Genomic DNA, 17,827 nt, shown 5'->3' with positions numbered 1-17,827 from the left:
CAGGACTCAGGACTCAGGGGTCGCCGAGCCGGGTGACTCCCGGCGGCACGATGGCCACGGTGGCGACCACGTGATTGTCGTCCTGCTCGATCTTCAGGCTGGCACTGCGGCGTGGTAATAGTGCACGGATCAGCCCCAGTCCCGACACCCCGCCAGGAAACCGGGCGAGGTTGAAGTCCGCCGGCAACTGCCCCACGTTGCCGATCACGATCTGCACCCCACCCTCGTTGCTGACCAGGCGGCACGTCACCTCCGGCGCACCGCCCTCGGTGGGTGGGCTGTGCTTGATCGCGTTGGTCAGCAGCTCGTTCAGCGAGAGCGCGATGGGAATGGACTCGGCCTCCGGCAGCCCCCAGGCGTTTGGCACGGCGCCGTCAACCTGGAAGACGATGGCCCGGCCGAAGGTGCGCTGCACCGACCCGGTGATGGCCTCGAGCACGCTGCGCAGCCGCAGCGGGCCCGCCACGCCCACCTGCAGCCCGTACACCTGGGCGATCGCCTGCACCTGGCCCACCACCTCGGCCATCGCATCGGCCATCTCGGGCTTGCGCGCGCCGATCTGCTGCAGCAGCCCGGCAACACCCTGCAGGTTGTTCTTGATGCGGTGGTGCACTTCCTTGACCAGCATCTCGCGCTGCGCGATGGCCGCCTCGAACCGGGCTTCCTGCGCCGCGCGCTGCTCGGTGACGTCGGTGGCCACCAGCAGCAGCTGGTCGGGCGGCTGGCCGGGTGCTGCGAGGGGCAGGTAGCGGGCGTCCCACAGGCGCTTCTCGCCGAGGGTGGTCACGCGGTATTCGCGCTGCGTCACGTCGATCGAGAACAGCGCCTGGGTCATGTCGGCGCGGCGCACCGCAGCCACGTCCGGCGGGTAGATGTCCTCGGGCAGGCGGCCCACCATCTGGTGCGCGACGTGTTCGGCGCTGCGTGCCGCGACCCCGTTCACCTCCAGGATGCGCAGGCTCGCCGCGTCGAACAGCGTGATGGCGAGCGGCGCGGTACCGATGATGCGCTGCAGCGACGACTGCGCCTGCGCGGTGCGGGCCTCGGCCTGGCGGCGGCGTTCGATGTCGAGCAGCGCGTAGGTGAGCTGGCGGCCGGTGGATTCGCGGCCGGTGGCCACCGCGTTGCCCACCACCCAGAACTCGCGGCCGTCGCGTGCCTTGACGCGGCATTCGAAGGTTTCGGCCTGGCCCTCGACCAGGTCGTTGAGGTACTGCGTGCGGCGAAACGGGTGGTCCGCGTCAGGTGTGGCCACCGTGCTGATGGGCTGGTCGACGAAGTCGGCCAGGTCGCCGCCGAACATGCGCCGTGCCGAGCGGTTCATCCACTCGATGCCGGTGGGCCCCACGGTGACGATGCCCACGAGCACCGAGTCGAGGATGGCCCGCGTGCGTTCGGCCTGCAGCCCGACAGCCTGCTGGGCGCGGTGCCGGTCGTCGACGTTGACGAACGACGCGATGAAGCCACCCGCCGGGTCACCGTCGACCACCAGCCGCTGGCTCGCCTGCACCCACACGAGCGAACCGTCGCGGCGGCGGATCAGGTGTTCACCGCTCCAGCGGCCGGCATGGTGCAGCCCGTGTTCGGACAACTGGCGCAGGCGCCGGTACTCGTTGGCGTTGACGAACAGCTCGGCCAGCGGCGCCAGCCCGAGTTGCGCGGCCTCGTAGCCCGTCAACCGGCTCAGCGCCTCGTTGGCACGCTGGATGCGGTCGCCGCGGACGAACGCAATGCCCACGTCAGACACGCTGAACATCAGCTCGCGGTCGCGCGCGAGGGCTTCCAGCTCGATCTGCTGCGCCTTCAGGCGCGTGATGTCGTTGAGGACGGCGATCACCTCGGGCGCGCCCTCGGCCCCGCCCACCGCGCGCACGGTCAGCCCGCACCACTGGCCCGGCCGCCCGGGCAGGTTCACCGCCACCTCGGCTTCGAACGGCGTGCCATCCGCGACGGCGCGTTCGATGCCGTCGACGAGGCGCGCCGCATCGGGTTGCCCGGCCAGCAGTTCCTGCAGGCTGTTGCCGATCGACTCGCCCGCACCGAACCCGAGCAGCGCCTCGAAACGGCGGTTGCAACGCACGAGCCGGTTGCCGCGCAGGTAGGCGATGCCCACCGTGGCACTTTCGAGGATGGTGGTCATCTCGCGCAGCAGCAGTTCGCTGCGCTGGTGGGATTGGTGCTGGTCGGTGATGTCGAGCGTGACCACCGACAGCGTCTGCTTGCCCGACGCCAGCCGGGCCGGCGCCACCCGCGTCAGCAGCCAGCGCTGGCCCAGGTCCGGGTGGTGGATGGCGTAGCGCACCTCGGCGCGCTGCGACTGCCGGAGCGCCGCCTGGAGGCGTTCGTATTCGGGCAGCGATTCGGGCACCACCACCTCGCGCCGGATGGACTGCAGCGCGGCGGACACCACCCCGCCCTGCCCGCCCCCCGATGCGCCGAACGCGTTGCCGTGTTGCACCCAGCCGGCGGACTCCTCGAAGGTGGCCAGGCCCACGCCGGCCGTGTCCATCAGCGCACCGATCTGCACCTGGGCGAGGTCGCGTTCCTCCTCGACGCTGCGGTCTTCGATCACCGCCATGTAGCGGCGCTGGCCGCTGGCGCTCAGGTAACACCGGACGAGCGAACGCAGCCGCACGACACTGCCATCGGGCTGCGGGAACCAGGCCACCGATTCCACCGGCGTCGAACCGGGGCGCAGCGCGGGCGACGGCCCGTCGTCCTGCCAGGCGAGCAGTTGCTGCACCTGGGGGTCCGCGTCGGACATCAGCACCGGCACGTGCCCCGCCAGGCCCTCGAAGGCCGGGTTGGTGCGCACGACGAGCCCCTGGTCGTCGAACAGCACCATGGCCACCGGGCTCAGGTCGAACCAGTCGTCGAGTTCGCGCACGGACCGGTCGGCCCGCTCGCGGGCGACGTGTTCGGCGGTGCTGTCCTGCAACACACTGACAAACCGTGTTTCGCCGTGTTCGTCGGCCAGCGTGCGGCGGGCGGCACGGAACCAGCGCTCGCGGCCCATGGCATCGACGATGCGCCGTTCCACCAGCCGTTCGCTGGCCGCCCCGGGCAGGTCCGCGCGCGACTCTTCGCGGAGCACCCGGTTCGACTCGCGGTCTTCCTCCGGTTGCAGGTCGAGCGGGTCGAGGCCGATCAGCTGGTCGGGGGTGTACCCGGTGAAATCGACGTACGCGGGGTTGACGTGGGTGATGCGGAAATCCGGGGCCTGCACGATCACCGGGAACGGGGAATCCCAGAACAGGCCGATCAGCTCACCGGCCGCCGGCGGGTCGATGACCTGGGCCGGCCCGGCCGGTGCAAGGCGCAGCGCCCAGCGCTCGCCCTCGAACGGCACGAAGGCCACGTCGAACGGGCGGCCATCGGGCAGCACCAGGCGCTCGGGCACGTTCGGGCGCGGTGCGTCGAGGCGCGGCACCCCGCGCGACAAGGTCTGCGACACGGCCTCCACCACGGCGTCGCCGAGCAGCGGCGCCAGGTCGCGCACCGGCATGCCCGCGCGGCAGTGCAACAAGCGGGTGGCAGCGGTGTTGGCGAAATGCACGGCCGCGCCGCGGTCGAGCACGACCACGGCGTCGGAAACCACATCGAGGAAATGACGCAGCGCCTTCGGGTCGGCCATGGTCGGGGGAACGGCAAGCGGGAACGGGCCCGGCCGCGAGGCCGGGGGATTCCGGCAGTGTACGCAGGGCCGGGCCCTGCGGGCGTCACTCGATCTCGGCGGCGGCGGTCAGCGCGGTGAGGACCGAGCGGTTGATCTCGCTGACACTCAGCATCAGGGCCTCGGCCGACGCCCGGAAGTCGAAGAGCGATTCGTTCTCGACCGCCTGTACCACGTTGAAGTACGGCTGGTACGGGCCGGTGTTGTCCACGAGGGCCTGGTACACACGCTCAGGCACCGGGATGGTCTTGAGCAACTCGGAGAACGGTTGCTTGAACATGCGGTCGAGCAGCGAGAACACGCCGCAGATGAACATCTCGTTGCGCATCTCCTCGTCGCCCGACGAACGCACCAGCTCTTCCATCAGCAACCCGCGCCGCACAGCGGCGAACATCACGGGTTTCATGTTGGTGTCCTTGCCGGCGGTGGACAGCAGCAGGGCCAGCCAGCGCTTCAGGCGCTGGTAACCGAGCATCATGATGGCGTGGCGGAACGAGCTGATTTCCACCCGCAGGCCGAAGGCCGGCGAGTTGATGTAGCGCATCAGCTTGAACGCGAGCGACGGGTCGCGCTTGAGGGTGGCTTCCAGGCGCTCGATGGGCTCCTGGGCATCCACCCGCTGGATCAGCTCGACGATGACCTGCAGGTCGGTCGACGCGGCCTTGCCCTTCGACTGGGACTCGGTGATGGCGTCATCGATGGGCCAGCCGAGCACGGCGGCCGCGCCGCGGTTGAAGCTGCCTTCCATCTCGACCAGCGTGCGCACGCCAGCCTGCACGTGAGGAATGGAACGCCCCATGTTGGTGGGTGCGGTGGCGGCGGTTTCGTTGATGCGGCGGTCTTCCGCCAGGTCGACGATCGAGTACGTGAAGCAGTGCAGCACTTCGCGCGGCACTTCGCGCACCGGGCGCCCCTTGATCAGCAGCGTGTTGCCGGCCCTGTGCAGCGCCTGCAATGCGTCGATGTTGACCGGATCGGACGCCATGAACGACGGCACCTCGACCATCAGGTTGGCCGCAGGCTCGGCCTTCATCAGGTCGGTGAGAAGGCCCTCGTTCAGCACGTTGAGCGACACCCGGCCACCGGTGGCCGGCCACACGTTGCCCACGGCGTTCAGCAACTGGGCGATGTCGGGGGGCGATTCGGGGCGCAGCGGGAACACCGTGAGCCGGGTGGCGGACACGGCGCGGCTCTTGTCGATGAAGGGGGAATAACCCAGGGCCACCTGGCCGAGGATGTTGTTGTCACTCACGCGGGAGCTCCCGGGTTCAGGAAAGATGGCGTCAAGGCAGGCACAGAAGGCACAGGCAACTCAACTGACGTAATTGAAAAGCGAGAGCTTCTGGACCATGGCGTAACTCTTCAGCGCCGCATCGTAGCCGGTTTGCTTGTTCTGGAACTCGGAGATGGCCTTGACCATGTCAAGCCCTTCTGCTGCGGCGCGTTCCGTCTGGCTCGCCAGGCGGGAGTCTTCCAGGCGGCCGGTGACGCTGTCGATGCGGTTCAGCGTCTCCCCCACCTTGCTGCGCGACGCGGCGAGCTGGCTCATCGACCCGTCGAGGGCGCGGATGTTGGAGGAGTTGGACTGTGCGATCTGCGCGGCGGTGCGCATGGGGGTGTTGAGGTCGGCGATGGCACGGTCGATCACGTCGAACATGCTTTGGTCGGCCTCGGACGGGCGCAGTTCGAAGGTGTCCCCGGTGGCGGGACTCCCCGTGATGTTGGCGGCGATGCCGTCGATCTCGATCGTCTGGCCCGGCTTGAACGGCGCGCCCGCCACGGCGGTCGGGTTGCCGTCCTGCAGGATCGAATAGGTGGTGACACCGGCGGTGACGTCGAACTGGATGCTGTAGGTGGAACCGGTGACAAGCGCGGGGTTCGTCACCCGGCCGCTGTCGACCCAGGCGGTGCCGCCGCTCGTCACCGCGACGGTCTCGAACACGCCGTTGCCACTGCGCGCGCGCATCCAGGCGTTTTCGCCGTCCACGGTGAGCGGCAGGGTTTCGCCGGAGACGGCCTGCACCTCGCCGCTGGTGCCGCGGTATTCGACACCACCGGCGGCGTCGACGAACGGCGGCTGGTCGCTGCCCTGGCCGCCGAAGAGGTAGGTGCCTGCGCCGTCGGTGCGGTTGGCCACCGCCAGCAGTTGCTTGCGCAGGCCGGCCAGTTCGTCGGCAATGCCCTTGCGCTCGGCGTCGCTGAAGCTCGCGTTCCCGGCTTTCACCAGCGCGTCGCGCGCCTGCTGGAGCAGGTCGTTCGCATCCCCCATCGCGCTTTCGGTGAGGGTCATGGCGTTGGCGCTCGCATCCACCGCGCGCTGGTTCGCGTCGACGCGCATCTCGGCGGCCAGCGCACGCTCGGCGCGCGCCGCCGCGGCGGGGTCGTCGCTCGCGCGGTTCACGCGCTTGGTGGTGGAGAGTTGCTCCTGCACGCGGGCCAGGTCGATCTGCCGCTTGGCAAGGACGTCGACCGAGAGGTCATAGGCGTTGGCTGTACTGATGCGCATGGGGTCACCCGGATGGAGTCTTCAGGAACGGTCAGAGGCCGAGAGTTTTTCGAGCGTGCCCGAGCAGCACGCCAAAAGGCGGCCGATCTAGGCGCGAATGCTTGCCATAGCTCGGGCTATGGCGAGCATTCGCAACGACGAGCGGCCGTCTTTTGGCGTGATGAGCGAGCATGATCGAAAGACTCTCAGCCTCTTAGCCGCCAGCGGCCTGCAGCAGTGTGTCGAACAGCGTCTGGGCCACTTGCAGCACCTTGGCGGACGCCTGGTAGGCCTGCTGGAACTGGATCAGGCGGGCGGCTTCCTCGTCGAGGTTGACGCCGGCCTTGTTGACCCGCGCCGATTCGGCCGCCGCCGCGAACGAGCTGGAAATGTTGGCGGCGGAGTTCGCGCTCTGCACCCGCACACCGATGCTCGACACCGCGCTCGCGTAGGCATCGGTGATGGTCTTGCCGGGCACCAGCGTGCCGTCCGGCAGCGTCCGGGCCCCCACGAACGCCACCTTGTCGAGGTTGGCGAGCGCCAGCGCGTTGCCGTTGTTGGCGGCCGTGGAGAGCGTGGGCTTCACGCTGATGGTGTCGGTGTTCTTCGGCACGCCGTTCAGCTTCAGCTCGAAGCCGTTGACCGAGATGGGCTGGCCGGCGGTCCACGTGCCGGTGCCGGTGCCGGTCACCGTGCCGGATCCATCCACCGTCTCCCAGTTGTAGTCGCCGGTGTCGGACGTGAACGTGAAGTTGGCCGTCAGCGTGCGGTCGAGTGTGTTGTTGACCGCACCGAGCGACGCCACGGTGGCCGTGCCCTTGTTGTCCGCACCGAACGACGCGGTCACGGGCGACGCGGCGGCCAGGCCCTTTGGGTCGTTCAGCACCGTGCGCATGTCCTGCGCGGCGCCGGTGACGGTCTGCAGCAGGAAGCGGTCACCGGAGGCGGGCGTGCCCGCGTTCAGCTGGATCGTCAGGCCCTCGACGTTGACGCCGGCGGCCAGCGCGGCGGCCGAGAACGGGCTGCCGGTGACGGCCTGGTCGTCCGACAGGCGGACGATCGAATAGTCGCTGCCGTCGTAGCGCACCTCGTAGTCGCTCGCCTGCACGTGCGTGAAGTCGCTGACGGTGACGCCGATGGCGGCATTGCCGCTGTTCGAATTGGCCGGCAGCGTCTTCGGGGCACCCACGCTGAAGAGGGGCGCGCCCATCGATGCGGGCTGGCCGAGGTCAAGGCCGAGGGCCTGCTGCTGGTTCAGCGCACCGCTGATCGACACGGCCATCTGGCCGAGCAGGTTGCGGGCGTCGGTCAGATCCTCGTTCTGGAACTTCATCAGCCCGGCGATCGAGCCGCCGGCAATCGCCGAACCGGGCACGAGGCGGTCGACGCCACCTTCCTGCAACGCGAGCTGCAGCTTCGACGGGTCGTACGGGTCGGTGGCCGCCTTGAGCGTGTTGGCGTTGCCGCCGAGCACGAGCGACATGCCCCCACCCACGAACAGGCCCACCGAACCGTCGCTGGCCGGGATGGTGGTGACGTTGATGTAGCTGCTGATCTGCGCAACCAGCTGGTCGCGCTGGTCCAGCATGTCGTTGGGCGAATGGCCGGTGCCGTTCTGCGCGGAGATCTGCTTGTTGAGCGCCGCCACCTGCTGGGCCAGCGCGTTGACGGTGGACGTGGCCGTCTTCATGTCCTGCGCCACACCGCCCTGCAACGCGTCGAGCTGTTCCCCGGCCGCCTTGAAGCGGCCCGACAGCTCCTGCGCACGGGTCAGCACCACCTGGCGCGCCGACGCGTCGCTCGGGTTGTTGGCCATGTCGACGAACGAATTGAGCAACTGGCCGGCCGCGTGCCCGAGGCCCTTTTCGCCGAGCGTGAACACGTTCTCGAGCTGGGACAGCTGGCTCGCGCGGGTGCTGTCGTACGACGCGACGGAGGCGGCCGCCGCCGACTGCGTGGTGAGGAAGCGGTCGTACGAGCGGGTGATCGTCGTGATGTTGACGCCCTGCCCGAAGAACCCCGCGCCGGTGAACTGCCCGCCGGCCGTCTCCAGCTGTGTTTCCTGCCGCGAGTACCCCTTGGTGTTGGCGTTCGCGATGTTGTTGCCGATGCTTTGCAGCGTCGCCATGTTGGCGAACATCGCGCGCGTGCCGAGACCCATCAAGCTGGACATGCCGTCTCTCCGATCAGGCCGTGGCGCGCTGCAGGCGCAGCGTGGTGTTGATCATCTTCGTGAGCTTGTCGGCGTACTGCGGGTCGGTGGCGTACCCGGCGCGCTGCAGGCCCTTCGCGAAGCCCTGGGCCGACTCGCTGTTCTCGACGACCTTCGCGTAGCGCGGGTTGTTCTTCATCATGTTCGCGTAGTCCTTGAAGGACTCCTCGTAGCTGCTGTACGCGCGGAACCTGGCCGTGACCTTGCGCGCCTGGCCGCCGATCACCTCGGTGGTGGTGACGTCGGTGGTCTTGCCGGTCCAGCCGGGACCGGCCTTGATGCCGAACACGTTGTGCGAGGTGCTGCCGTCAGCGTTCCTGATCTCGCGGCGGCCCCAGCCCGATTCGTGGGCGGCCTGGGCCATCATGAAAGTGGCGGGAATGCCGGAGCTGGCTTCGGCCGCCTTGGCCGCGTCCTCGTGGCGTTTCAGGAAATCGACCTGCTTCTCGCGGCCTTGCAGCGAGATGGGCTTCTGCGCCGCGGCGGTTTCCGTGTCGCGCGAGAACACGCGGCTCAGGAACGACTTGCGTGCAGGTTCGGGCTGCGCCGGGTTGGCGGCGGCTTCGCTGGCCATCGTGGCCAACGGGTCGCCGATCTGGCGCTGAAGCTGTTTCTCGATCAGTTCCGCCAGGCCGCCGGCACGCCCGGTCATCTCCTTCGAGAACTGCTGGTCCAGCATTTCGGTGCCGAGTTTCGTGCCCGAGTTGTCCAGCATGCCGGGCGACATGGTCGCATTCGCGTCGCGCATGCCCTTGAGCATCTGCTGCATGAAGATCGCCTCGAACTGCTTCGAGGCTTCCTTGATGGCGGCGCGCGGATCGGTGGACGCGCTGTTGCGCAGCTTCGAGATCTGGCCCAGGTCGCCCGCGAGGGCGTTGCTGGTCTGGCCGGTCGACGAGATGCTCATGTCAGATCACCTCGATCTCGGCGTTCAGCGCACCCGCGCTTTTCATCGCCTGGAGGATGGCCAGCAGGTCTTGCGGCGTGGCGCCGAGGGCGCTCAGTGCCTTGACCACGTCGGCCAGCTTCGTGCTGGCCGGCAGCTGGACCAGCGGACCGGGTTCTTGCTTGATCGTGATGTCGGCCCGGTCGCGCGAGACGGTCTCCCCGCGCGAGAACGGTGCGGGCTGGCTGATGACGGGGGTCGAATTGATGGTCACCGACAGGTTGCCATGGGCGACCGCGCAAGCGCTCAGCGACACGGCCTGGTTCATCACCACGGAGCCGGTGCGGGCGTTGATGACCACCTTCGCGGCGGGCGCGGCCAGTTCGAGCGCGAGGTTTTCCACGTCGGCGAGGAAACCCACCCGGGCGTCGAGCGACGACGGCATGCGCACGCGCACGGTGCGGCCACTCAGCGGCTGGGCCGTGCCGTCGCCCATCTTCTTGTTGATGGCGCGGGCCACTTCACGGGCGGTGTTGTAGTCGTTGGCGTTCAGGTCGAACTGCAGGAACTCGCCCTGCATCAGCGGCGTGGCCACCGCGCGTTCGACGGTGGCGCCTTCGGGAATGCGGCCGGCGGCAAGGTGGTTGATCTGCACCTTGGAGCCGGCTGCCGACGCGCCGGCACCGCCCACGATCAGGTTGCCCTGGGCCAGCGCGTAGACCTGGCCGTCGGCGCCCTTGAGTGGCGTGGCGATGAGCGTGCCGCCGCGCAACGACTTGGCATTGCCCATGGACGACACGTTGATGTCGATGGGCTGGCCGGGTTGCGCGAACGGAGGCAGTTGCGCGGTCACCATCACGGCGGCCACGTTCTTCACCTGCATGTTGGTGCCCGGAGGCACGGTCACGCCCATCTGCTGCAGCAGCGCGTTCAGGCTCTGTGCGGTGAACGGGGTGGAGGTGGTCTGGTCGCCGGTACCGTCGAGGCCGACCACAAGGCCGTAGCCCACCAACTGGTTGTTGCGCACGCCCTGGACGGACGCCACTTCCTTGATGCGGGTGGCGTGGGCGTCGACGGGCCAGCACAGCACGCCGCTCAAGATCACGGCGATCAGGCCGATGAGGCCTTGGAGGAGGGTCTTGCGCAGGTTGTCGGACGTCGTTTCCATTCGGTGCACCTCGGGAGGAGTCAACCCCCCCATGGCACCGATTCTGGAGAACTTTAGAACGGGAGAACGTTCAAAAAGAAGCGTCCGATCCAGCCAATTCCCTGCGCATCGGCCTGGGCTCCGCGCCCGCGGTGTTCCACGCGCACGTTGGCGATCTGGGCAGAGGCCACGCTGTTGCCCGGCTGGATGGACCGGGGGTCCACCTGGCCCGAGAACCGCAGCACATCCACGTTCTGGTTCACGCCGATCTGCTTTTCCCCGGCAATCACGAGGTGGCCGTTCGGCAGCACCTCGGTCACCACCGCGGTGATGGTGCCGGAGAAGTCGTTGGTGTTTTCGGTGCTGCCCTTGCCCTGGAAGTCGTTGGCGGACGACCCGGACGCGCTGGCGCGGGTGAGCGAAGTGGCCTTGAGCATCGGCAGCGCGGTGACACCCGCCTCCACCGACCCGGACTTGTTGATGGAGCTGGTGCTCTTCTGGCTGGCCGTGACCTTCTCCACGATCTGCACATTCACCACATCGCCCACCAGGCGGGCACGGTGGTCCTCGAACAGCGGGCGGTACTGGGCCACCTGGTAGATGGACCCGTTGCTGGCCACCGGCGCCACCACGGGCAACGGCCGCGTGTCGGCCCCGGGCGCCACCGACACCTCGGGCACCGGGTACGGCGTGGCACATCCCGTGAGGGCGAGCAGCACGGAGGCGGAAGCGGCGGCGAGGAGCGTGGTTTTCATCGGGGGGTCACTCGGGGATCACTCGGGATGCGCGATGGCCGGTTTACAGCTGGGTCAGGCGCTGGAGCATCTGGTCGGACGTCTGGATGGCCTTCGAGTTCAGCTCGTAGGCGCGTTGCGTCTGGATCATGCCGACCAGTTCCTCGACCACGTTCACGTTGGACGTTTCGAGGGCTCCCTGCTGGAGCTGGCCGAAGCTTTCCTGGCCGGGCGTGCCGGTGTTGGGCGTGCCCGACGCGGCGGTTTCGGTGTACAGGTTCTGGCCCTTGGGCTCGAGGCCGGCCGGATTGATGAAGTTGGTCAACTGCAGCTGGCCCACCTGTTGCGGCTGGGCCTGGCCCGGCACCACGACACTGACGATGCCTTCCTGGCCCACGGAGATGCTGGTGGCGTTGGCCGGGATGGTGATGCCCGGCTGCACGGGGAAACCGTTGTTCGTGACCATCTGGCCCTGGGCGTTGACCTGGAACGAGCCGTCGCGGGTGTAGCCAGTGGTGCCATCGGGCATCTGGATCTCGAAGAAGCCGTTGCCGCGGATGGCCACATCGAGCGACCGCTCGGTGGTCTGCAGGTTGCCCTGCGAGAAGCTGCGCGAGGTGGCGACGGCACGGGTGCCGAGGCCCACTTGCAACCCGGTGGGGAGCTGGGTCTGTTCGGTGCTGGCCGCGCCGGTCTGGCGCAGGTTCTGGTACATCAGGTCCTCGAACACCGCGTGCGACTTCTTGTAGCCGTTGGTGGCCGAGTTGGCCAGGTTGTGGGAGATGTGGTCCAGCTGGGTTTGCTGGGCCTCCATGCCGGTCTTGGCAATCCAGAGCGAGCGCATCATGGCGGGGGTCCTCAGTTTCGGTTCAGCGGGTCAACGCGGCGCGTTGGACAGCAGTTGTGACGCGGCGCGTTCGTCCGCCTCGGCGGTCTGCACCATCTTCATCTGCGCCTCGAACTGGCGCGCGGCGGCGATCATCGACACCATGGTCTCGATGGCGCTCACGTTGGAGCCTTCGAGCGAGCCGTCCTGCACGCGGGCATCGGGGTCGGCGTCGAGCGGGTTGCCTTCGGCGCCGCGGAACAGGCCGTCCTCGCCGCGGTCGAGCTTGGCCTCGGGCGTGACGAGCTTGAGCTTGCCGAGCGACGTGCTGCGGCCGGTGCGGTCCTTGGCACTGATGGTGCCGTCGCTGCCGATGCTCACCTCGGTGTTGGGCGGCACCTGGATGGGGCCGCCGTCACCGAGCACGGGCAGGCCGCTGCGGGTGACCAGCGTGCCGTCGGACGTGACATCGAGCGCGCCGCCCCGGGTGTAGGCCTCGCTGCCGTCGAGCGCCTGCACCGACAGCCAGCTGTTGCCCTTCACCGCCACGTCGAGGTTGCGCCCGGTGCTGGTGATGGGGCCGGCCGCATCGTTGTAGCCGGGCGTGGATTCGAGTGCATACACACGGGTGCTGGCCCCGCTGCCCTGCACCGGCACCGCACGAAACGCCTGCAGCTCGGCCCGGAAGCCGGGCGTGGACGCGTTCGCCAGGTTGTTGGCGAGCGTGTCCTGGCGCTGCATGCTGGCTTTCGCACCCGACATCGACAGGTAGATCATGCGGTCCATCGGCGGCTCCGGTCAGGTCAGGTCAGTTCGGGGGCCCGTGCGGCTCATCAGCGCAGGTTCACCAGGGTCTGCATGACCTGGTCCTGCGTCTTGATGGTCTGCGAGTTGGCCTGGTAGATGCGCTGGGCCGTGATCATGTTCACCAGCTCGGCGGTCAGGTCGACGTTGGACTCCTCCAGCGCGCCGGACTGCAGCGCCCCGAGGTTGCCCTGGCTGGGCGTGCCGACGATCGGGTCGCCCGATTCGAACGTGCGCGCCCAGTTGTTGCCGCCCAGCGGCTTCAGGCCCTGGGTGTTGCGGAACGTGGCGAGTTCGATCTGGCCGGCGGGCTTCGACTGGCCGTTCGAGTAAGTGGCCATCACGATGCCGTTTTTCTCGATGGACAGGCCCGACAGCTGGCCCGGGGCGTACCCGTTCTGGGCCATGTCGGTGACACCGAACGTGGCGCCGTACTGGGTGGCGCCGGAGAGGTCGAGCTGGATGCCGGGGATGGCGAGCGTCTGGGCGCCGGACGCGTTGGTGGACGCCGGGATGTCGAGCGTGACGAGGCCGGCCGGGGCCGTGGGCGTGCCGCCGTTGGCCGGGAAGGTCATGGTAGTCAGCGGCTGCGGATCCCCGGCGCCGTCGACGTTGACCGGCGAGCCGTTGGCGGTGACGTACACGTTCCAGGTGTCGGTGGATGCCTTCTGGAAGTAGTAGGTGAGCGCAACGTCCTGGCCCTTGTCGTCGAACACCGTCACCGAGGTGGCGTTGTTGTACGTGGCTGCGTCGTTGAAGTTGATCATGGGCGTGGTGGCCGGCAGCGTGGCGCCCACACGCGAATCGAGGTTCATCTCGATGTTCATCTCGGTGGTGCTGCTGGGATCGATGCCGGCGGTGGGCAGCTGCAGCGGGCGCGCCTGGCCCGGCTGGATGGTGCCCTGCCCGTCGGCCGGGTAACCGAGCAGCTTCATGCCGCCGTTCGTCTGCAGGTAGCCTTCCTTGTTCACCTGGAACTGGCCGTTGCGCGAGTAGAGCGTCTGGCCGTCGGGCGACTGCACCTCGAAGAAGCCCTGGCCGTTGATGGCGAGGTCGAGCGAGTTGGCCGTGGTGGTGATGTTGCCCTGCGTGAACTGCTGCGTGACCGCGGCCAGGTTCACGCCGATGCCGATGTTGCTGCTGCCGCCCCCGGTCATCGCGGTGGCGTACATGTCGGCGAACTCGGCCCGCGACGATTTGGCACCGTAGGTGCTGGCGTTGGCCACGTTGTTGCCGATGACGTCGAGGTTCTTGCTCGATGCGTTCAGGCCGGAGAGACCTTGCTGGAAGCTCATGGGATGTTCCTGGAGGCTGTTGACGCGTGCGTCGGGAGAATCAGGTGAACGAGCGCACGTCGCTGTACGCCACGTTGCCGTTGTTCTTCAGTTCGAGGGTCAGCTGGTTGCCTGACGTGCTGATGGAACGCACCGTGTCGCGCACGAGCGCGGTGGGGGTCAGCGTGGCGCCATCGGCCTTGGCCGTGACACGGAACGTGGCGGCGCCAGCGGTGCTGGTGGGTTTCCAGTCGAAGTCGTTGATGCCGGCGGCCCGGGCGCCGAGCTGGAACTTCTCGATCACGTTGCCCTGCGCGTTCAGGATCTCGACCTGCACCTCGTCGGCGGCCGAGCCGAGTTCGAAGGTGCCGGAGCCGACGTTGTCCTTGACGGTGAGGTCGTCGCCGGGCACCACCACCTCGCGGCCCACGAGGGCCGCACCCTGCAGCGCCTGCATCTGGGAGAACTGGCCCGACAGGCCCTGCACGGAGCCGTTGAGCTTCTCGATGCCGCTCACGGTGTTGATCTGGGCGATCTGGGTCGTGACCTGCGCGTTGTCCATGGGACTGAGCGGGTCCTGGTTCTGCATCTGGGCCACGAGCAGCTTCAGGAAGCGATCGGCGCTGCCGGCCTCGTTCGCGGTCTGCGTGGTGGCGCCGGTGCCGTTGAGGCTCGCCAGGGTGTTGGAGTTGAGGGTGCCGACGGCTGCCATGGAGGTGTCCTTCAGGTCAGGGCGTCAGGGATCAGCCCTGGCCCATCTGGATGGTCTTGAGCAGCAGGCTCTTCGCCGTGTTCATGACCTCGATGTTGTTCTGGTACGAGCGCGAGGCCGCGATCATGTTGACCATCTCCTCGACCGGGTTCACGTTGCTGTAGGTGACGTAACCCTCGGCATCGGCCGACGGGTGTTTCGGGTCGTGCACGCGGCGGCCGGGGGTCTGGTCTTCGCTGATGTTGCTGACCTTGACGCCGGTGCTGGCCGCGTCTCCCATCTGGCCCATCAGTTCGGCCTGGAAGGTGACCTGGCGGGCCTTGTAGGCCGAGCCGTCGGGGCCGGCCACGGTGTCGGCGTTGGCCAGGTTGGACGCGACGACGTTGAGCCGCTGCGACTGCGCGCTGATGGCGCTGCCGGTGACGTTGAAGACCTGGAACATGCTCATGGTCATTGACCCTTGATGGCGTCGATCATGGTGCGCACGTTGCTGTTGATGAACCGCAGCGTGGCTTCGAAACGAACCGAGTTGTCGGCGAAGTTGGCGCGCTCGCGGTCCATGTCGACCGTGTTGCGGTCGAGGTTGGTCTGGCTGGCGACGGCGTACTCGAGGTTGGCCTCGGCGCGGGCGCCGCCGGCGGTGGCGATGTGGCCCGGGCGGGTGGCGGCCATGCCGGCGGACGCCTGCATGCCGGTGGCTTCCTTCAGCGCCTGGGAGAAGTTCATGTCGCGGGCGACATACCCCGGGGTGTCGGCGTTGGCGATGTTGCTGGCGATCAGGCGCTGGCGCTCGGACCGCAGGCTCAGGGCCTGTCCGTGGAAATCGAGCGAGTTGGTGAGTCGGTTCAGCATGGTGCATCCCTCGGCGGGCGCCCCACGAGGGGCAATTGAAAGGATTGTGGTCAGCAGGGGCGAAAACATAAGCGCGAATAGCGGGCCGTTTCCCGGCCTTTTCGCAACCGGTGCGCCGCCCGCCCCGCGTACATTGGAGATGTGAACTCCCCCCTGCCCACCCTCCGTCCCTCGCGCCGTGCCGCGTTCGCCCCCGTGGCGGCCGCGGTGCTCGCCTGCACGGCCGTGGGCGCGCTGGCCCAGCCCACCGGCGGGCCAGCACTCGGCGCCCCGCTCGAAGCGCAGGTTCGCCAACTCATCCTCGGCCGGGTCGTCGGCCCGGCCACGCCACGCGCCGAGGTGGCCCTGGGCCGCCTCGACCCGAGGCTGCGCCTGGCCGCGTGCCAGAAGGTCGACGCCTACATCCCCTCCGGCACCCGCCTGTGGGGCAGCAGCCGCGTGGGCCTGCGGTGTGTCGACGGCCCCACCCCGTGGAACGTCTACCTGCCGGTCACGGTCCATGTGTTCGGGCCCGGCTGGGTGGCGGCCGCACCGCTGCCGGCCGGCCACGTCCTGGCTCAAGCCGACCTGCGGTCCACCGAAATCAACCTGAGCGAACAGCGCAGCCCCGCCATCCCCGATGGGCAGGCCGTGCTGGGCCGCACCCTGGGGCAGCCGCTGTCGGCCGGCCAGGCCCTCCGCGAAGTGGCCCTCAAAAGCCGCCAGTGGTTCGGGCCAGGCGAAACCGTGCAGGTGCGCGCCGTGGGCGGTGGTTTTGCCATCGTGGGCTCCGGTGAAGCGCTCACCGCCGGCATGGAAGGCCAGCCGGTGCGAGTGCGCACTGACAACGGCAAGGTGGTGAGCGGCATGCCGGTGGGCGAACGGGTCGTGGAGATCACATTGTGAAAACGAGTTGTCGCAAAAAGCTTCTGCCAAAAAACATTAAAGTTGCCCCTGGACGGGTCGAAATACCGTTCATGTTGAAAGGACGGGGGCAAGACCCCCTCCCAAGGAGCACACCATGAAGATTGGCAACCCGAACGACAAACCCGTCGCCGCACCGGCGGCGGTCACCCCCGGCCGCACGTCGGCCACCGGGGCCGGCAAGACCCAGACCGCCGCCACGCAAGAGGCCGGCACCGAAGCCAGCACGCAAGTGGCGCTGTCCAGCGCCGCCACGCAGCTGATGTCGAGCACCGAAGGTGTGTCAGGCGACTTCGACGCCGAAAAGGTGGCGCGCATTGCGCAGGCCATCTCGGACGGCAAGTACCAGGTCAACGCTGGCGCCATCGCCGACAAGCTGTTGGCCAATGCCCAGGAAGTCCTGGGAAAATCGCAACACTGATCGCGGGCTTTCGTTCGCGCTCCTGTCCCTCTTGAGTTTTACCTTCAGGCCCGATATGCCGAACCCGGTGCATCCTTCCCAACTGCCAACGCCAAACGGTCCCGGGCTCGAGCTCGAAACCACGTTGGCGGCCGTGGAAAGCCAGTTGAACTCGCTCGGCGACTCGCTGCGCGCGAACGACATGGGCGCCGTGGACCATCACGCGTCTGAACTGCATCGCGCGCTCGCCCGCGCGGTGGACCACTTCACGCACGCCGCCCGCTCGGGCCCCGTGCCCCCCGCCCTGCGCGAACGCCTGATGCGCGCGAGCGGCCTCGTGGCCTCCCAGCGCGAATCGCTGGCCCGTGCCACCGCCGCCCTCGACCGCGCCATCGACGTCCTGATGCCCCGCACCAGCCCCGCCCCCGTCTACGGCGGCACCCAGGCCGACCGCGGCGCTCGGACCAACCTTACTGCATAGGGCCCCCACGTCGCTTCGCTCCTGCCCCCCATGGGGGCGCCCGCGGTCGCCCGGGGGACCCGGGCTCGGCGGTAGCTTGATCTGCGGCTTCGCTTTGCTCGCCTCTTGTTGCGGGCTCATCCCATCAAGGGGATGAGGCCGCACGGCGAGCGAGCGAAGCGATGCAACGCCCCGGAACCGCACGGAGCGCCAACTGAATCAGCAACAGGGCCGCGCAACATGTGCAAAGCAAGCCGAATCAGGCAGAGGGCCTGATCCTGAGAGACCGGCTCTGCGCAAACGCCAATGCGTTTCCCCGCACAGCCCTGTCGTCCCGGCGCAGGCCCACTGCTGTCCGGGGAAAATCTCGGGTCATCCCGGCGAACGCCCACTACTGTCCGGAATAATTTCCCCCTCAGTTGAACAGGGGCGGTTGGGCGGCGGCGAAGGCTTGCGCGG

The 17,827-nt window shown here is 68.3% G+C and carries 16 protein-coding genes; 3 read left to right on the top strand and 13 right to left on the bottom strand.

Features of this window, described 5'->3' with window-relative positions; all coding sequences use genetic code 11:
- Positions 1-13: 13 nt before the first annotated feature.
- The 13 genes from ASC87_RS03965 to flgB all read right to left on the bottom strand — a co-directional run bounded on the left by ASC87_RS03965 (position 14) and on the right by flgB (position 15,605).
- The gene (locus ASC87_RS03965) at positions 14-3,634 is read right to left on the bottom strand and encodes a PAS domain S-box protein (protein ID WP_056657026.1); all 3,621 of its coding nucleotides are present in this window, start codon (positions 3,632-3,634) and stop codon (positions 14-16) included.
- Between the two features lie 85 nt (positions 3,635-3,719).
- The gene (locus ASC87_RS03960) at positions 3,720-4,925 is read right to left on the bottom strand and encodes an EAL and HDOD domain-containing protein (RefSeq protein ID WP_056657023.1); all 1,206 of its coding nucleotides are present in this window, start codon (positions 4,923-4,925) and stop codon (positions 3,720-3,722) included.
- Between the two features lie 60 nt (positions 4,926-4,985).
- The gene (flgL, locus tag ASC87_RS03955; RefSeq protein ID WP_056657020.1) at positions 4,986-6,179 is read right to left on the bottom strand and encodes a flagellar hook-associated protein FlgL; all 1,194 of its coding nucleotides are present in this window, start codon (positions 6,177-6,179) and stop codon (positions 4,986-4,988) included.
- Positions 6,180-6,372: 193 nt separating this feature from the next.
- The gene (gene flgK / locus ASC87_RS03950) at positions 6,373-8,331 is read right to left on the bottom strand and encodes a flagellar hook-associated protein FlgK (RefSeq protein WP_056657017.1); all 1,959 of its coding nucleotides are present in this window, start codon (positions 8,329-8,331) and stop codon (positions 6,373-6,375) included.
- A gap of 13 nt (positions 8,332-8,344) precedes the next feature.
- Positions 8,345-9,277 carry a flagellar assembly peptidoglycan hydrolase FlgJ gene (flgJ, locus tag ASC87_RS03945; protein WP_056657014.1) on the bottom strand — a complete coding sequence of 311 codons (933 nt, stop codon included), beginning with the start codon at positions 9,275-9,277 and terminating at the stop codon, positions 8,345-8,347.
- 1 nt (position 9,278) lies between these two features.
- Positions 9,279-10,424: a flagellar basal body P-ring protein FlgI gene (locus tag ASC87_RS03940; RefSeq protein ID WP_056657011.1), complete on the bottom strand. Its 1,146-nt coding sequence runs from the start codon at positions 10,422-10,424 to the stop codon at positions 9,279-9,281.
- A 53-nt stretch (positions 10,425-10,477) separates the two neighbouring features.
- The gene (locus tag ASC87_RS03935; RefSeq protein ID WP_056657008.1) at positions 10,478-11,158 is read right to left on the bottom strand and encodes a flagellar basal body L-ring protein FlgH; all 681 of its coding nucleotides are present in this window, start codon (positions 11,156-11,158) and stop codon (positions 10,478-10,480) included.
- Between the two features lie 43 nt (positions 11,159-11,201).
- On the bottom strand, positions 11,202-11,984 hold the full coding sequence (gene flgG / locus ASC87_RS03930; protein ID WP_056657005.1) for a flagellar basal-body rod protein FlgG: 783 nt from the start codon (positions 11,982-11,984) through the stop codon (positions 11,202-11,204).
- A 30-nt stretch (positions 11,985-12,014) separates the two neighbouring features.
- Positions 12,015-12,749 carry a flagellar basal-body rod protein FlgF gene (flgF, locus tag ASC87_RS03925; protein ID WP_056657003.1) on the bottom strand — a complete coding sequence of 245 codons (735 nt, stop codon included), beginning with the start codon at positions 12,747-12,749 and terminating at the stop codon, positions 12,015-12,017.
- A gap of 47 nt (positions 12,750-12,796) precedes the next feature.
- Positions 12,797-14,062, bottom strand: coding sequence for a flagellar hook protein FlgE (gene flgE / locus ASC87_RS03920; protein WP_056657000.1), 1,266 nt, complete (start codon positions 14,060-14,062; stop codon positions 12,797-12,799).
- A gap of 40 nt (positions 14,063-14,102) precedes the next feature.
- Positions 14,103-14,753 (bottom strand): flagellar hook assembly protein FlgD, encoded by a 651-nt coding sequence (locus ASC87_RS03915; RefSeq protein ID WP_056656997.1) that lies wholly within the window; start codon positions 14,751-14,753, stop codon positions 14,103-14,105.
- A gap of 31 nt (positions 14,754-14,784) precedes the next feature.
- Entirely contained in the window at positions 14,785-15,201 is a 417-nt protein-coding gene (flgC, locus tag ASC87_RS03910) for a flagellar basal body rod protein FlgC (protein ID WP_056657450.1), read from the bottom strand.
- A gap of 2 nt (positions 15,202-15,203) precedes the next feature.
- On the bottom strand, positions 15,204-15,605 hold the full coding sequence (gene flgB, locus ASC87_RS03905; protein WP_056656995.1) for a flagellar basal body rod protein FlgB: 402 nt from the start codon (positions 15,603-15,605) through the stop codon (positions 15,204-15,206).
- Between the two features lie 141 nt (positions 15,606-15,746).
- Between flgB and flgA the strand changes: the two genes are divergently transcribed.
- The 3 genes from flgA to ASC87_RS03890 all read left to right on the top strand — a co-directional run bounded on the left by flgA (position 15,747) and on the right by ASC87_RS03890 (position 17,389).
- Positions 15,747-16,490 (top strand): flagellar basal body P-ring formation chaperone FlgA, encoded by a 744-nt coding sequence (flgA, locus tag ASC87_RS03900; protein WP_235582042.1) that lies wholly within the window; start codon positions 15,747-15,749, stop codon positions 16,488-16,490.
- Between the two features lie 115 nt (positions 16,491-16,605).
- On the top strand, positions 16,606-16,929 hold the full coding sequence (gene flgM, locus ASC87_RS03895) for a flagellar biosynthesis anti-sigma factor FlgM (protein ID WP_056656992.1): 324 nt from the start codon (positions 16,606-16,608) through the stop codon (positions 16,927-16,929).
- Positions 16,930-17,062: 133 nt separating this feature from the next.
- The gene (locus ASC87_RS03890) at positions 17,063-17,389 is read left to right on the top strand and encodes a hypothetical protein (protein ID WP_235582041.1); all 327 of its coding nucleotides are present in this window, start codon (positions 17,063-17,065) and stop codon (positions 17,387-17,389) included.
- Positions 17,390-17,827 lie beyond the last annotated feature (438 nt).

The organism is Rhizobacter sp. Root1221 (genome assembly GCF_001425785.1).
Lineage (GTDB): Bacteria > Pseudomonadota > Gammaproteobacteria > Burkholderiales > Burkholderiaceae_C > Rhizobacter.
This window is presented reverse-complemented; position numbering and strand designations above follow the sequence as displayed.

Bases quoted from the DNA above. Each gene is read 5' to 3' on its own strand.
- ASC87_RS03965 (WP_056657026.1), bottom strand. From the start codon at position 3,634: ATGGCCGACCCGAAGGCGCTGCGTCATTTCCTCGATGTGGTTTCCGAC.
- flgL (WP_056657020.1), bottom strand. From the start codon at position 6,179: ATGCGCATCAGTACAGCCAACGCCTATGACCTCTCGGTCGACGTCCTT.
- flgK (WP_056657017.1), bottom strand. From the start codon at position 8,331: ATGTCCAGCTTGATGGGTCTCGGCACGCGCGCGATGTTCGCCAACATG.
- flgJ (WP_056657014.1), bottom strand. From the start codon at position 9,277: ATGAGCATCTCGTCGACCGGCCAGACCAGCAACGCCCTCGCGGGCGAC.
- ASC87_RS03940 (WP_056657011.1), bottom strand. From the start codon at position 10,424: ATGGAAACGACGTCCGACAACCTGCGCAAGACCCTCCTCCAAGGCCTC.
- ASC87_RS03935 (WP_056657008.1), bottom strand. From the start codon at position 11,158: ATGAAAACCACGCTCCTCGCCGCCGCTTCCGCCTCCGTGCTGCTCGCC.
- flgG (WP_056657005.1), bottom strand. From the start codon at position 11,984: ATGATGCGCTCGCTCTGGATTGCCAAGACCGGCATGGAGGCCCAGCAA.
- flgF (WP_056657003.1), bottom strand. From the start codon at position 12,749: ATGGACCGCATGATCTACCTGTCGATGTCGGGTGCGAAAGCCAGCATG.
- flgE (WP_056657000.1), bottom strand. From the start codon at position 14,062: ATGAGCTTCCAGCAAGGTCTCTCCGGCCTGAACGCATCGAGCAAGAAC.
- ASC87_RS03915 (WP_056656997.1), bottom strand. From the start codon at position 14,753: ATGGCAGCCGTCGGCACCCTCAACTCCAACACCCTGGCGAGCCTCAAC.
- flgC (WP_056657450.1), bottom strand. From the start codon at position 15,201: ATGAGCATGTTCCAGGTCTTCAACGTCACCGGCAGCGCCATCAGCGCG.
- flgB (WP_056656995.1), bottom strand. From the start codon at position 15,605: ATGCTGAACCGACTCACCAACTCGCTCGATTTCCACGGACAGGCCCTG.
- flgM (WP_056656992.1), top strand. From the start codon at position 16,606: ATGAAGATTGGCAACCCGAACGACAAACCCGTCGCCGCACCGGCGGCG.